13 protein-coding genes and 1 riboswitch are annotated in these 15,094 nt (G+C 65.8%); of the genes, 7 read left to right on the top strand and 6 right to left on the bottom strand.

Annotated elements, in window-relative coordinates; translation table 11 throughout:
- Positions 1-53: 53 nt before the first annotated feature.
- Positions 54-680, bottom strand: coding sequence for a LysE family translocator (locus E9536_RS17050; protein WP_027790530.1), 627 nt, complete (start codon positions 678-680; stop codon positions 54-56).
- 134 nt (positions 681-814) lie between these two features.
- On the opposite strand from E9536_RS17050, the gene E9536_RS17045 reads away from it, so the two are divergent.
- Entirely contained in the window at positions 815-1,279 is a 465-nt protein-coding gene (locus E9536_RS17045) for an Lrp/AsnC family transcriptional regulator (RefSeq protein ID WP_027790529.1), read from the top strand.
- Positions 1,280-1,405: 126 nt separating this feature from the next.
- Here E9536_RS17045 and E9536_RS17040 read toward each other — a convergent pair whose 3' ends face one another.
- Positions 1,406-2,317 (bottom strand): LysR family transcriptional regulator, encoded by a 912-nt coding sequence (locus E9536_RS17040; protein ID WP_027790528.1) that lies wholly within the window; start codon positions 2,315-2,317, stop codon positions 1,406-1,408.
- 139 nt (positions 2,318-2,456) lie between these two features.
- Here E9536_RS17040 and speB point away from each other — a divergent pair, with 139 nt between their 5' ends.
- Positions 2,457-3,413 (top strand): agmatinase, encoded by a 957-nt coding sequence (speB, locus tag E9536_RS17035; RefSeq protein WP_011353980.1) that lies wholly within the window; start codon positions 2,457-2,459, stop codon positions 3,411-3,413.
- Positions 3,414-3,467: 54 nt separating this feature from the next.
- A complete protein-coding gene (locus E9536_RS17030) occupies positions 3,468-4,793 on the top strand; it encodes an MFS transporter (RefSeq protein WP_027790527.1) in 1,326 nt (441 codons plus the stop codon).
- 98 nt (positions 4,794-4,891) lie between these two features.
- Here E9536_RS17030 and metE read toward each other — a convergent pair whose 3' ends face one another.
- Positions 4,892-7,186 (bottom strand): 5-methyltetrahydropteroyltriglutamate--homocysteine S-methyltransferase, encoded by a 2,295-nt coding sequence (metE, locus tag E9536_RS17025; protein WP_136470239.1) that lies wholly within the window; start codon positions 7,184-7,186, stop codon positions 4,892-4,894.
- Between the two features lie 125 nt (positions 7,187-7,311).
- On the opposite strand from metE, the gene E9536_RS17020 reads away from it, so the two are divergent.
- Positions 7,312-8,220 carry a LysR family transcriptional regulator gene (locus tag E9536_RS17020; protein WP_027790525.1) on the top strand — a complete coding sequence of 303 codons (909 nt, stop codon included), beginning with the start codon at positions 7,312-7,314 and terminating at the stop codon, positions 8,218-8,220.
- Between the two features lie 22 nt (positions 8,221-8,242).
- Here E9536_RS17020 and E9536_RS17015 read toward each other — a convergent pair whose 3' ends face one another.
- Positions 8,243-8,965, bottom strand: a complete 723-nt coding sequence (locus E9536_RS17015) for a CbtA family protein (protein WP_060170472.1) — start codon at positions 8,963-8,965, stop codon at positions 8,243-8,245.
- A 13-nt stretch (positions 8,966-8,978) separates the two neighbouring features.
- Positions 8,979-9,188 (bottom strand): CbtB-domain containing protein, encoded by a 210-nt coding sequence (locus E9536_RS17010; RefSeq protein ID WP_006488502.1) that lies wholly within the window; start codon positions 9,186-9,188, stop codon positions 8,979-8,981.
- Positions 9,189-9,220: 32 nt separating this feature from the next.
- Positions 9,221-9,363, bottom strand: a riboswitch (cobalamin riboswitch).
- A gap of 45 nt (positions 9,364-9,408) precedes the next feature.
- Here E9536_RS17010 and E9536_RS17005 point away from each other — a divergent pair.
- From E9536_RS17005 to E9536_RS16995, 3 genes are all read left to right on the top strand, one after another.
- On the top strand, positions 9,409-9,981 hold the full coding sequence (locus tag E9536_RS17005; RefSeq protein WP_136470238.1) for a histidine phosphatase family protein: 573 nt from the start codon (positions 9,409-9,411) through the stop codon (positions 9,979-9,981).
- A gap of 175 nt (positions 9,982-10,156) precedes the next feature.
- Positions 10,157-11,749: an inorganic phosphate transporter gene (locus E9536_RS17000; protein ID WP_060206547.1), complete on the top strand. Its 1,593-nt coding sequence runs from the start codon at positions 10,157-10,159 to the stop codon at positions 11,747-11,749.
- 313 nt (positions 11,750-12,062) lie between these two features.
- Positions 12,063-12,806 carry a 2OG-Fe(II) oxygenase gene (locus E9536_RS16995; protein WP_136470237.1) on the top strand — a complete coding sequence of 248 codons (744 nt, stop codon included), beginning with the start codon at positions 12,063-12,065 and terminating at the stop codon, positions 12,804-12,806.
- Positions 12,807-13,038: 232 nt separating this feature from the next.
- On the opposite strand, the gene E9536_RS16990 is transcribed toward E9536_RS16995, so the two are convergent.
- Entirely contained in the window at positions 13,039-14,463 is a 1,425-nt protein-coding gene (locus E9536_RS16990) for an MFS transporter (protein WP_136470236.1), read from the bottom strand.
- Between the last annotated feature and the right edge of the window lie 631 nt (positions 14,464-15,094).

Genomic DNA, 15,094 nt, shown 5'->3' with positions numbered 1-15,094 from the left:
CGGATGCGGCGACGCGCCGCGCGACCTGCGCCGGCGCGACGCCGCGGCGGCACTCAGTCCATCGACAGGCGCAGCGCAAAGCCGATCAGCGCCGCCGAAAACGTCCAGCGCTGCACCGTCTGCGCGAGCGGATGCGCACGCATCCACGCGGCGATCCGCGACGCGCCGAACACGCACGCGAGGTCGAAGCACACGCCGGCCGCCACCAGCAGCGCGCCCAGTTCGAACATCTGCAACACCACCGGCCCGGCCTCGGGACGCACGAACTGCGGCAGCAGCACCGAGCAGAACAACAGTGCCTTCGGGTTCAGCAGGTTGGTGAGCAGGCCCTTCACGAACGACTGCCGCAACTCGCCCGCCGTGGCCGCCGCGTCGCCGTCGCCGAGCGCGAACACGGGCGAACGGAACACCTGGATCGCGACATACGCGAGATACAGCGCGCCGCCGTAGCGGATCACTTCGTACAGCCACGGCGCGCTGCGGATCAGCGCCGCGACACCGCAGGCGGACAACGTCACGTGCGCGGTGCGCGCGAGCGACAGGCCCGCGGCAGCGGCCATTCCCGGCCGCACGCCGCGGCCGATGCTGGTCTGCAGCACGAGCGCCATGTCCGGCCCCGGCACCGCGTAGATGGCCGCCAGCGCGGCGAGATAAATCAACAGCAAATGCGTGGAAATCATGGTCTGCCCCTCTCCTCTTACGGCGATATGTTGCCGCTGGAGCGCGAGGGATTATTGGCCATCTTTGGCTCAGGATTGGCGATCCGTAGGGGAATCCGCCACAATCGTCGAATCCGCATCAAGAATCCGCCATCATGACCGAACTCGACAAGACCGACCGCGCCATCCTTGCCGCGGTGCAGCGCGACGGCCGCCTGCCGATCGCCCGCCTCGCCGACACAGTGGGCCTCTCCGAGACCCCTTGCGCGCGCCGCCTGAAGCGCCTCGAAAACGACGGCTACATCGAGCGATACCGCGCGCAGCTGTCGCGCCAGGCGCTCGGCTATGGCGTCGTTGCGTTCGTGCTCGTGCGGTTCGCGACGCACGACCGCAAGACCGCCGACCGCTTCGAACGGGAAGTGCTCGGCATCGAGCGGATCCTGGCGTGCCACAACGTGGCGGGCACCGCCGATTATCTGCTGCAGGTCGTGGCGCGCGATCTCGACGATTACGGCACGTTCCTGCGCGAATCGCTGCGGATGCTGCCGGGCGTGACGTCGATCGAATCGGCGCTGTCGCTGCGCGAGGTCAAGCACGACGCGGGGCTGCCGGTGCCGTGATGCCGGCGCGTGCACGGTTCACGCAAGCCGGGCCCGACACCCGTTTCATCACTTCGACGCCCGTCGATGTGGGCCGCGTCGGGCCGCGCCGCCGCAACACTCGTTCACATTGTCGATGCCGGCCGCCTACGCGATGTCGGTCGGCTGGTGCGCGCGTTCCAGATCCTCGAGAAACGCTTCCACGAGCGGATTGCCGCGCCCGTTGCGGGCGACGACCATGTGGAACGTGACGTCGTAGCGCAGTTGCTCCGGATTGAGCGGCGCGAGCAGCCCCTGCGCGACGTAGGGCGCCGCGAAATGCTGCGGCAGGTAGCCGAGGTGGTGGCCGGACAGGATCAGCAGCGCGACGGCCTCCATGTTGTCGGCCGTCGCGGTCACACGGTCGGGCGTCGTCGACATCTGTGCTTCGGGCAGCGGATACGAGCGCCACGCCCATTCGAAGCCCGCGACATCGGCCGGCGTCAGCGCGCCGGCGCCGTCGAACAGCGGATGGCCGCGCCCGCAGTACGCGACCTGGCGCTCGATGAACAGCGGCGTGTAGTGCAGCGACGGCACCCGGTGCCAGAAGTAGCCGACCGCGATCTGGATCTCGTCGCTCAGTAGCTTCTCCTCGAGATCGCCCGGCGCGCGCACGGAGATCGAGAAGCGCACGGCCTCGTCGCGCGTGCGGAACGCGGCGATCGCCTCGGCGATCCGCGCGTTCTGGCTCACCGGCGTATGGCCGATCAGGCCGATGTGCAGCGTACCGACCAGCTGGCGGTCCATGTGCCGCGCGGCCATCCCGAATTCGTCGAGCGCCGCGAGCAGCTTGCGGCTCATCGCGTGGAACCGCTCGCCCTTCGGCGTGAGCCGGAAACCGCTGCGGCCGCGCTCGCAGAGCCGGTAGCCGAGCCGCGTCTCCAGCGACGAAAGCTGCGCGCTGATCGTCGACTGCCCGACGTTCAGCACGGCCTGCGCGGCCGACACGCCGCCCGCGTCCGTGACCGCGAGAAACACGCGGATCAACCGCAGATCGAGGGTCGACAGATTCCCCAGCACGTTCATCCCCTTCCATACATCGATGAAAATCGATGTTTACGTCGATATCTTCGCATTCTTCTTTCCCGGCGGAGCGCGTAAAACTGTGCGCCAGGCCGCGTCGCATGATACGGCAACCCCACATCGGAAGAGACAGCCCATGAACGACCACACCCATTTCCAGCCGCTCGGCGGCAATGAAATGCCGCGCTGCGGCGGCATCGCGACGATGATGCGCCTGCCGCACGTGGCGAGCGCCGAAGGCCTCGACGCCTGCTTCGTCGGCGTGCCGTTCGACCTCGGCACCTCCAACCGCACCGGCGCACGCTTCGGCCCGCGCCAGATCCGCACCGAATCCGTGCTGCTGCGCCCGTACAACATGGCCACGCGCGCCGCGCCGTTCGATTCGCTGCAGATCGCCGACATCGGCGACGTCGCGATCAATCCGTACAACCTGCACGATTCCATCGCGCGCATCGAAGCCGCGTACGACGCGATCCTCGAGCATGACTGCAAGCCGATCACGCTGGGCGGCGACCACACGATCGCGCTGCCGATCCTGCGCGCGATCCACCGCAAGCACGGCAAGGTTGCATTGATCCACGTCGATGCACACGCCGACGTGAACGACACGATGATGGGCGAAAAGATCGCGCACGGCACGCCGTTCCGCCGCGCGGTCGAGGAAGGCCTGCTGCACGGCGACAAGGTCACGCAGATCGGCCTGCGCGGCACCGGCTACGCCGCCGAGGATTTCGACTGGTGCCGCGAGCAGGGCTTCCGCGTCGTCCAGGCCGAGGAATGCTGGAACAAGTCGCTCGCGCCGCTGATGGAAGAAGTGCGCGCGCGCGTCGGCGATACGCCCGTCTACATCAGCTTCGACATCGACGGCATCGACCCGGCCTACGCGCCGGGCACCGGCACGCCGGAAATCGCGGGCCTCACGGTGCCGCAGGCGCTCGAGATCATCCGCGGCGCGAAGGGGCTGAACATCGTCGGTTGCGATCTCGTCGAAGTCGCGCCGCCGTACGACCCGTTCGGCACCACGGCGCTGCTCGGCGCGAACCTCGCTTACGAGCTGCTGTGCGTGCTGCCGGGCGTCGCGTATCGCGACTGATTCCCGCCCCCCCCTATTCCAAAATCAAAGGATTCCAGAGGAGCACATATCAAGATGGGGACTTCCGTCAAGCAACCCAAGCGGGCGGCGCTCGCGTCGTTCGTCGGCACCACGATCGAGTGGTACGACTTCTATAGCTACGCGACCGCCGCCGCCATCGTGTTCGGGCCGCTGTTCTTTCCCGGCGAAAACCGCTTCATCAGCCTCCTCGCATCGTTCGGCTCGTTCGCGGTGGGCTTCTTCGCACGGCCGCTCGGCGGCGTGATGTTCGGCTATCTCGGCGACCGCTTCGGCCGCAAGCGCTCGCTGCTCGCGACGCTGATGCTGATGGCGGTGTCGACGGTCGCGATCGGCCTGCTGCCGACCCACGCGCAAGCCGGTGTGATTGCACCGGTCCTGCTCGTGCTGATGCGGGTGCTGCAAGGCATCGCGGTCGGCGGCGAATGGGGCGGCGCGGTGCTGCTCGCCGGCGAGCATGCGCCGGAAGGCAAACGCACGTTCTTCGCGTCGTTCGCGCAGCTCGGCAGCGCGAGCGGCCTGATCCTGTCGATGCTCGCGTTCGGCGCGATCAGCACGCTGTCGAAGGAAGACATGATGAGCTGGGGCTGGCGCGTGCCGTTCCTCGCGAGTTCCGTGCTACTGATCGTCGGCTTCGTGATCCGCGCGAGCGTGTCCGAATCGCCCGAGTTCGAGGAAGTCAGGAAGAGCGGCAACATCGCGCAAAAACCGCTGCGCGAAGCGCTCAAGTACTGGCCGCTGCTGCTGCTCGCGATCGGCGCGAACGTGTACGGCATCGCCGGCGTGTATTTCAGCAACATCTTCATGATCAGCTACGCGACGCAGTTCCTGTCGCTCGACCGGTCGATGGTGCTGCATTGCATGACGATCGTCGCGGTGCTGCAGTTCGTCGTGCAGCTCGCGGCCGCGTTCCTCGCGCAGCGCTTCGGCACCACGCGCGTGCTGCTGATCACCGGCGCATGGGCCGCGATCGTCCCGTTCGTGATGCTGCCGCTCGTGCACATGGGCACGCCGCTGTCGATCACGGTCGGCGTCGGCCTCGCGACGCTCGCGGAGTCGGGCTACTACTCGGTGGTCGCGGGCTTCGTCAGCGGCATCTTCGTCGCACGCATCCGCTACACGGCGATCTCGATCGCGTACCAGGTGTGCGGCGCGCTCGCCGGCGGCCTCACGCCGCTCGTCGCGACCATCATCGCGCAGAACACCGCGCCGCAATGGTGGCCGCTCGCGCTCCAGTACACGAGCGCCGCGCTCCTGTCGTCGCTGTGCGTGTGGTTGATCTCGCGCCGCGTCAGCATCGACGATGCCGGCGCGCCCGGCAAGACGAACGAGCCGCTGCCGCGCGGCGCACGCACGGCATAACGCAAGTGCTCGCATGACGCAAAACGGCCCGCTTCCGCGGGCCGTTTTTTTTGCCGTCCGATCTTCGACCGCAACGGCGGCGTGCAGCGCTCGCTGCGTTATTGCGCCTGGCTGCGCAGCGTCTTCGCGGCAGCGACCATGTTCGTCAGCGCCGGAATCACTTCCGCCCACTGGCGCGTCTTCAGCCCGCAGTCCGGATTGACCCACAGACGCTCCGCCGGAATCCGTTCCGCCGCCTTCCTCATCAGGCCGACGATATGTTCCTGCGTCGGGATGTTTGGCGAGTGAATGTCGTACACGCCCGGCCCGATCTCGTTCGGATACTTGAAGTCGTCGAACGCGTCGAGCAGCTCCATGTCCGAGCGCGAGGTCTCGATCGTGATCACGTCCGCATCCATGTCGGCGATCGACGCGATGATGTCGTTGAACTCCGAATAGCACATGTGCGTATGGATCTGCGTGTCGTCCTGCACGCCGTTCGCGGTGATGCGGAACGACTCGACCGCCCACTTCAGGTACGCGCCCCATTGCGCGCGGCGCAGCGGCAGCCCTTCGCGCAGGGCGGCCTCGTCGATCTGGATCACGCGCACGCCGGCCTTCTCGAGATCGAGCACTTCCTCGCGGATCGCCAGCGCGAGCTGGTAGCACGACACCGAGCGCGGCTGGTCGTCGCGCACGAACGACCAGTTCAGGATCGTCACGGGGCCGGTCAGCATGCCCTTCATCGGCTTGTTCGTCAGCGACTGCGCATACGTGATCCATTCGACCGTCATCGCCTTCGGGCGACTGATGTCGCCGAACAGGATCGGCGGCTTCACGCAACGCGAACCGTACGACTGCACCCAGCCGAACTGGCTGAACGCGTAGCCGTCGAGCTGCTCGCCGAAGTATTCGACCATGTCGTTGCGCTCGGCTTCGCCGTGCACCAGCACGTCGAGTTCCAGTGCTTCCTGCTCGCGCACGCTGCGTTCGATTTCAGCCTGCATCGCGGCCCGGTAGCCCGCATCGTCCAGCGCACCGGCCTTGAACTGGCTGCGCGCGTGACGGATTTCGCCGGTCTGCGGGAACGAGCCGATCGTCGTCGTCGGGAACGCCGGCAGCTTCAGGCGTGCCGACTGCTCCGACGCACGCTGCGTGTAGGGGCTCATGCGGTTGCCCAGCTTCGCGTCGATGCGGGCGATCGCGGCCTTCACCGCCGGGTTGTGCACGCGCGGCGAGTGGCGGCGCGAATGGATCGCGGCAGCGTTCGCGGCCAGTGCATCGGCCACCTTGTCGCGGCCTTCGTTCAGCGCGGTCGCGAGCACCTTCAGCTCGTCGAGCTTCTGCAGCGCGAACGCGAGCCACGAGCGGATTTCCGCATCGAGCTTCTCCTCGCTCGCGAGATCGACCGGCACGTGCAGCAGCGAGCACGACGGGGCGAGCCACAGGCGATCGCCCAGTTGCTTCGCGAGCGGTTCGAGCCAGTCGAGCGTCGCGTTCAGGTCCGTCTTCCAGATGTTGCGGCCGTTGATCGCGCCAACCGACAGCACGCGCCCGGCCGGCAGTTCACGCACCAGCGCGTCGACTTCGTCGCGTGCGTTGATCGCATCGACATGCAGCCCGTCGACCGGCAGCGAACTCGCGAGCGCCAGGTTGTCCTGAAGCTGGCCGAAGTAGGTGGCGAGCAGCAGCTTGATGCGGCGCGTTTCCAGCGCCGCATAGGCGGTGCGCAATGCCTGACGCCACTCGGCGTCGAGTTCGGTGACGAGAATCGGTTCGTCGATCTGCACCCATTCGACGCCCTGCGCGGTCAGCGTGTCGAGCAGCGCGCCGTACACGGGCAGCAGCTTCGGCAGCAGCGCGAGGCGGTCGGAATCGTCCTTCGCCTTGCCGAGCCACAGGTACGTGACGGGGCCGAGGATGACCGGCTTCGCGGCCACGCCCTGCGCCTGCGCTTCCGCCAGTTGCTGGAGCAGGCGCGACGGGTCGAGCGAGAAGTTCGTGTCCGCGTGGAATTCCGGCACGATGTAGTGGTAGTTCGTATCGAACCACTTCGTCATTTCACCGGCGGAGACACCACCGCAGCACGCCGCATGCTCGTCCGCCGACTGCGCCGAACGGCCGCGCGCGACGCGGAAATAGTTGTCCAGCACATCGCCGTGGAAACCCTGCACGCGCTTCGGCAGGTTGCCGAGCGTGAAGCTCATGTCGAGCACCTGATCGTAGAACGCGAAGTCGCCGATCGGGGCCAGGGCCAGGTCGCGCTGGTCGTTCCAGTGACGCTTGCGCAGCTCGGCGCCGAGCGCCTTCAGCTCGTCGCGCGACGATTCGCCCTTCCAGTAGCGTTCGAGACCGAACTTGAGTTCGCGCTTCGCACCGATGCGCGGGAAACCGAGGTTGTGTGTCGTGACCATGAGCTGCCGTCCAGAAGAAGTGAAGATCCGGCAGCCATCATAGGGATTTCATCCCATGAAATAAAATGGCATTATTTCATTCATCCATTAAATTTTTTCATGTATCCGTTGCACGAGCGATATCCATGCTGGAACGATTCCATCTCGTCGTGATCCGTGAAGTCGAGCGCCAGGGCTCACTGACCGCAGCCGCCCACGCGCTGCACCTCACGCAATCGGCACTCAGCCACACCGTCCGGAAAATCGAGCAGCAGCTCGGCACGCCGATCTGGGATCGGGAGGGCCGCGGCCTGCGGCTCACCCAGGGCGGGCAGTATCTGCTGAAGCTGGCCAACCGGCTGCTGCCGCAGTTCGAGCTCGCCGAGGAGCGGATGAAGCAGTACGCGAAGGGCGAGCGCGGCACGCTGCGCATCGGGATGGAGTGCCACCCGTGCTACCAGTGGCTGCTGAAGGTCGTGTCGCCGTACCTGTCGCGCTGGCCCGACGTCGACGTGGACGTGAAGCAGCGCTTCCAGTTCGGCGGCATCGGCGCCCTGTTCGGCTATGACATCGACGTGCTCGTGACGCCCGATCCGCTGAACAAGCCGGGCCTGCGCTTCGACCCCGTGTTCGACTACGAGCAGGTGCTGGTGGTCGCCGATTCGCACCGGTTCGCGAACGCCGATTACGTGACGCCCGAACAGCTGACCGACGAGATCCTGATCACCTACCCGGTCGAAACCGACCGGCTCGACATCTACAACCAGTTCCTGACGCCGGCCGGCATCGTGCCGAGGCGGCACAAGTCGATCGAGACGACCGACATCATGCTGCAGATGGTGGCGAGCGAGCGCGGCGTGGCCGCGCTGCCGAGATGGCTTGCCGACGAATACGCCGACCGGATGCCGGTCGTGCCGGTCAAGCTCGGCAAGAAGGGGATCGCGAAGCAGATCTTCCTCGGCATCCGCGAAGCGGACGCATCGATCGACTATCTGGCCGCGTTCGTCGCGCTGGCGCGCGAATCGACGGGGAGCGCGCCACGCATGCTGCGCTAGGCGTGCCCCGTTGCCGTGCGCGTCAGGCGGCGCGCATGGCGATGCGCTCGCCGCGCTCGACCCATGCGCCGAACAGCAGGCCGATCGTCGTCCACATGATCACCTGCATGCCGATGGCCGCCACGCGGAACTTCCACAGCAAGGCCGCCGGGAAATCGGCCGGCAACTCGCTGACAGACGGCAACCCGATCTGCACGGCCGCGATGATCGCGACGAACACGAGCCCGGCAACGATCGACGCGTTCCACTGACCGAGCTTCGCCAGCAGATGGCGGCGCACGCTGACCGAGAACACCATCGTCGCGACGGAAATCGCGATCATCAGGAAGAACAGGCCCGTGCGATAGCCGATCGTGTCGGGGTCGCCGACCGACGGCGGATTGGCCGGGTACTTGAGGTTCGGCACGATCACGAGCGCGATGAACGCCGCCAGCGCGAGCCACGCAGCCAGCGGACGGGCCGGGAGGCGGCTGCCTCGCCCGTAGGCATACGCGAAGACCAGCGAGAACAGCCCGCCGAATGCCGCGCCATAGGTCACGACGCCCGTCAGCAAGCCGAGGCCGGCCTGCGTGTGGCGGCTGACCAGCTCCGGTTCCGGTGCGTCGCCCTTGGCGGCGTCGGTTTTTTCTTCAAAGGAGATTGCCTGATCGACTTGCGGTTCGCCGACGACCTTCGCGAAACCGAACGTGAGGAGGCCTGCGGCGATGCCTGCGAGCATCCCGCGCATGAGCAGCTTTCCGACCATCGTGAACTCCGCGTCAGTGGCAGGGGAAGCCGAGCAGGTGGCGGCCGTCGTGGACGAATTCGTGGACGTACATGCCCGGCACGAGCGACGTCGCACCTTGTTCCGCGCCGACGAAATAAAGCGCGAGCAACAGGATCAGGCCGACGAACACGGCCCACGGCAACAGTTCACGGACGGGAATGGGCGCCGGCACGACCGCCGGCTTCAGCACTGCTTCGCTCATGGATGCACCTCAGGGGAATCGCGCCCCGACAAATGTTGGATGGGTACGAAGGCAGGTCTGGCTTCCGGGATCATCGATCACCGGTTACAGTGGCGCGACCGCGCCGGGCTTGCACCGGCTTCCGCGCTTCGTATCGGGCGAATTGTACGCGCGAACGTTCGCGTATTGAAGCGGTGTCAGGCGGACACGTGCGCCCGTCCCGGATCATCCGAAAACCGACATGAACATGCCTACCTCGCTGCGCCTGATCGCACACGCGTCGACCCGGGCGATGCGCACCGGCGCGTTTCCCGACGACGATCCGCTCGATGCGCGCGGGCTCGCCGAAGCCGCTGCGCTATGCGGCCGGTGGGCAGGTACCGCCGGCGCGCTCCTGCTGTGCAGCCCCGCATGCTGCGCGCGGCAGACCGCCGATGCGCTCGGACTTCATGTCGACATCGACGACGCACTGCGCGACATCGATTACGGCAACTGGCGAGGCCAGCGCCTGCACGACCTCGCACGCGACTTGCCGGACGAACTGGATGCGTGGATCGCAGACCCGTCGGCGTCGCCGCACGGCGGTGAATCGTTCGAAGCCGCCATGCACCGCGTCGGCACGTGGTTGAACGGGCTGCGGCAAGATCGCGACATCGTCGCAATCACGCATGCGCCGATCATCCGCGCGGCCATCGCCCATGTGCAGCGGATGGATTCGAAGGCAGCGGCCCGCATCGACGTCGCGCCGCTGTCCTGCACGACGCTTGTTGCGTCACCGAACGGATGGACGTTGAGCGCGGACGGCAACGCGTAGAGCGCCATTGCGCTCACTATGTGGACGACGATGCGGGCTGGCACGTCACGTTGCGCATACACGCCTTCAATCGCCTTACACGTCGGCAAGACACGCCGTTCGTGGTCCCGACTGTCATCAAACTGACTGCTGGCCGCAGATAGGATCGGACGCGGTTCCCTCACGAGATGGCGTCATGAATCAACCTGCTTCGTCCGCACCGAACAACCCGGGCTCCGTCGAACGCACCAGACAGGTCGGCTATGCCGTCTTCCTGCTGGTGCTGGCGCTCGGCGCACTCTATATCGCCACGCACCTGATCGACGATCTGTCGCCGATCCGCGAAGGCAAGCTGTTCCCGTACCTGCTGCTCGGCGCCGCGCTGCTGATCGCGCTCGGCTTCGAATTCGTCAACGGCTTCCACGACACCGCGAACGCGGTCGCCACCGTGATCTATACGCACTCGCTGACGCCGAACGTCGCGGTGATCTGGTCCGGCATGTGGAACTTCCTCGGCGTGATGGTCTCGAGCGGTGCCGTTGCGTTCGGCATCCTGCAGTTGCTGCCGGTCGAGCTGATCCTGCAGGTCGGCAGCGGCGCGGGCTTCGCGATGGTGTTCGCGCTGCTGATCGCCGCCATCATGTGGAACCTCGCGACCTGGTATTTCGGGTTGCCGTCGTCGAGTTCGCATACGCTGATCGGTTCGATCATCGGTGTGGGGCTGATGAACCAGCTGATGCACGGGCCGTCCGGCACGAGCGGCGTCGACTGGGGCCAGGCGCTCGGTGTCGGCAAGTCGCTGCTGTTCTCGCCGATCGTCGGCTTTCTGTGCGCAGCGCTGCTGCTGCTCGTGCTGAAGACGCTCGTGCGGGTTCCGGAGTTGTACAAGGAGCCGCCGAAAGACCAGCCGCCGCCGTTCTGGATTCGCTGCCTGCTGATCCTGACCTGCACGGGCGTGTCGTTTGCGCACGGTTCGAACGACGGGCAGAAAGGGATGGGGCTCATCATGCTGATCCTGATCGGCACGGTGCCGACCGCCTATGCGCTGAACAAGGCCGTCACGCCGGCCGAGACGCAGACCTTCGTGGCGGTCGCGAACCAGGCCGCCGCGACGTTCGGGAAGTACACGAACGGCGTCGCGCCGTCCGCAAACCCGCGTGCCGACGTCGAGCGCTACGTGCAGCATCGCGAACTGACGCCCGCGGTGCTGCCGGCCGTCCAGCAGTTGTCGACGTCGCTCGCGACCGCGGTCGGCACGTCGGGCTCGATGGCAGCCGTGCCGCAGCGCGACGTCGACAACGTGCGCAACACGATGTATCTGGTATCCGAAGCAATCCGCCTGATCGAGAAGTCGGGTCAGCCCGCGTTCGCGGCCGACGACAAGCTGGCGATCGACAACTATCACAAGCAGCTCGACCACGCGACCAAATTCATTCCGACGTGGGTGAAGGTTGCCGTCGCGATCGCGCTGGGCCTCGGCACGATGGTCGGCTGGAAGCGGATCGTCGTGACCGTCGGCGAGAAAATCGGCAAGCAGCATCTGACGTACGGACAAGGCGCATCGGCCGAACTCGTCGCGATGCTGACGATCGGCGCCGCCGACGTGTACGGATTGCCCGTGTCGACGACACACGTGCTGTCGTCGGGGGTCGCGGGGACGATGGCGGCGAACGGCTCCGGGCTGCAATGGAGCACGGTGCGCAGCCTCGTGCTCGCGTGGGTGCTGACGCTGCCGGCGTCGATCGTGCTTGCCGGCGGGCTCTACTGGTTGTTCCGGTCGATGGCTTGATTCACGTTGCGACGGGTGGCCGGTGTGAGCCGGCCGCCTGTCGTGGAAGATTCGCCGCTCGCTTCTTCGCTTCTTCGCCTCTCCGCTTCTCCGCCTCTCCGCACTGATACGTCGCCGCCTTCGATGTGTCCGTGCGCGTCCTGTGCCTTTCCCTCTTGCTTCCGAATTGAAGCGCAAGATCTGGAGCGCGTCTGCACACGAACGTCGCTAGACTGGGTTCATCAACTTTCTTCGTGGCTCCAACCGTGCACGCAATGCTTCCGGGCATTCCGCACGGCTCGGCGCCACATCGCTGACAAACCAAGGGACGCCCGTGAACATCGCCGATCTGCAACCTGCCGTCGAATCGCCGGACATCGCACAACGCGTCGACGCCATCGACTGGCCGATTGTCGGCGCCGAGCTCGATCGCTATGGATGCGCGCGTGTGCCGGGCCTGATTTCGACGAACGAATGCGATGCGCTCGCGTCGCTCTATCCACGGGATGCGCTTTATCGTTCACGCGTCGTGATGGCGCGGCACGGATTCGGCCGCGGCGAATACAAGTATTTCGCGTACCCGCTGCCCGCGGTCATTGCCGAGCTTCGCACGACGATCTACCCGCATCTCGCACCCATCGCGAATCGCTGGAACCAGGCACTCGGAATCAACGTCCGCTATCCGAACGACCACACGACATTCCTCGATCGCTGCCGGGCGGCGGGGCAGACGCGACCGACGCCGCTGATCCTGCAATACGGTCCCGACGACTACAACTGTCTCCATCAGGATCTTTATGGCGAGCACGTGTTTCCGCTGCAGGTCGCGATCCTGCTGTCGGCGCCGGGCCGCGATTTCACGGGCGGGGAATTCGTGTTGACGGAACAGCGGCCACGCATGCAATCACGGGCGGAAGTGGTGCCGCTGATGCAAGGCGACGCGGTGATCTTCGCCGTGCATGGCAGACCCGTGCAGGGGACGCGCGGCGTCTATCGCGTCAACCTGCGCCACGGCGTGAGCCGGATTCGCAGTGGCCACCGCCACACGGTCGGCATCATCTTTCATGACGCGCAGTGACGGCAGCGAGGACGAGCGTGGTGTCGTCCCGACGTTCGTCACGCGGATGATTTCTGGTTCACGCGGGGAGCACCCCGCTACGCTACTGCCCCCACGCCCGCAGCAGGGACAAAGGGCCGACTGCGCTGACAGTCAGGCCATCGCAACCACCACAACGGATCGACGTTTCGGGTGAGCGACGAAAAACAGTCGCGCTCACCTGTCGCGGTGCAAATTGGATGCGCCGCTCGACCTACCCTCGCGCCACACTCGCCCGCAGCCGGTCGCCTGCATCGGATGCCAGCCGCGCATAACCCGGCAACGTCAGCAGCGCGAGCACGCCGGCCGCGACGAACGCCCAGCGGAAATCGTCGAGCACGTAATGCATGCCGGCGGCATCGCCGCGCACCAACGCCGCGAGCCGCAGCGACAATGCACCGAACGCGATCCCCATCCCGATCGTCATCTGCTGTGCGGCACTCCACAGCGTGCTGGCTGCACTCGTCTGATGCGCCGGGATATCCGCATAGGCGAGTGTCGCGAGCGTCGTGAACTGCATCGACCGCGTGAGTCCATAGACGAATACGACGAGCAGCGTGATTGCCAGCGGCGTCGACGCGGTCAGCCAGCCGCACGCAATCGTGAAGATGCCGACAATTGTCACGTCGACGAGCGCAACGCGCCGGAAACCATATCGGTCGAGAATCCACGACGTTCCCGCCTTCATCCCCAGATTACCGAGCGCACTCGCGAGCAGCAACAGGCCGGACTGGAACGGCGACAACCCGAAGCCGATCTGGAACAACAGCGGCAGCAGGTATGGCACGGCGTTGATCGCCATCCGCGTGATCGAGCCGGAGATCACCGTCACCGAGAAGGTCGGCACCTTCAGCGTGGTGAAGTCGAGCAGCGGATGCGCGCAGCGTCGCGCATGCCACCACGCGGCCACGCCGAACAGCACGCTCGCCCCCACCAGGACGCCCGCGCGCATGAAGTCGACATCCTGCTGGCCGGCCGCTTCGGTACCGATCAACAGACAAGTCAATGCACCACCGGCCAGCACGAATCCAGCCCAGTCGAGCGGCCGTTGCTCGTCGGCCCGCGTGTTCCGGACGATCAGCCAGGTACAGACGAGCGCGGCAATACCGAACGGGACGTTCAGCAGGAAGATCCAGCGCCATGACGCATAGGTCGTGATGAAGCCGCCGATCGGCGGCCCGACGACCGGCGCGACGATGCCCGGCCACGTGATCGTCGCGATCGCTCGCATCAGCTTCGCCTTCTCGGTGCTGCGCACGACGATCATCCGTCCGACCGGCACCATCATCGCCCCGCCGACGCCCTGCAGCAGCCGTGCAGCCGTGAACGTCACGACACCTTCGGACAGCCCGCACAGCACCGACGCACCGGTAAAGACGACGATCGCACTCGCGAATACCGTACGCGATCCATAGCGGTCCGCGATCCAGCCGCTGATCGGGATGAACACCGCCAGCGCGAGCATATAGGCGGTCATCCCGAGGCTCAGCGCGTTCGGACCGACACCGAACGAACGCGCCATTTGCGGCAGCGCGGTCGCGATCACGGTCGTGTCGAGGTACTCCATGAAGAACGTTGCGGCGACGAGATACGGCAAGAAGTCGGTCGTCCGACTACCTTGGGCAGGGCTGTCAGTCATGAACTGTGCGAGAGACGGAATACGGAGGATACCGACCGCCAGCGGACGCCTGAAAGCACTGGGAATCGGGACGAATGGCGATATTACCCCGAAGGGCCTGCTCCCCGCTCTGCAGCGCATGCCGTGCGAACGGACTTTATGCGCATAGATTTTTATGACGATTTCGTGGTGCGTTCGTAGAAGGATGCACGCCGATCAGGCCGACAGGGTTCGTCGAAAGACCGGCAGATGAAGCAGGGAATTTTCGCCAGAAGGCGACATTTATCGACCATCTTCGACGAACGTCGCGCATCGTCGATCATCAAAACATCGCCACTGGATGTATCGACATCGACCGGACGCTGACTGAAGGTGGATCGGCGTGGTCCGCAGAGAACGTACCGAGGATATCAACGATGCTTGGTGGCGGATTGCTCGGGGATGGCAGATCCTGATCCACGACCGTCGGCCGCCTCGGCTCCGTTCGCAGTATTGCTTGGCCTGTGCCGTGCATTTCCGCCGCTCAAATGCAAAAACCCCCGCCTTTCGGGCGGGGGTTTCTGGCTTAGGGAGCCTGACGATTACCTACTTTCACACGGGAATCCGCACTATCATCGGCGTAGAGTCGTTTCACGGTCCTGTTCGGGATGGG

The organism is Burkholderia sp. LS-044, from assembly GCF_004803625.1.
Lineage (GTDB): Bacteria > Pseudomonadota > Gammaproteobacteria > Burkholderiales > Burkholderiaceae > Burkholderia > Burkholderia cepacia.
The sequence above is the reverse complement of the archived record's forward strand: the minus strand, read 5'-3'. Positions and strand labels throughout refer to the sequence as shown.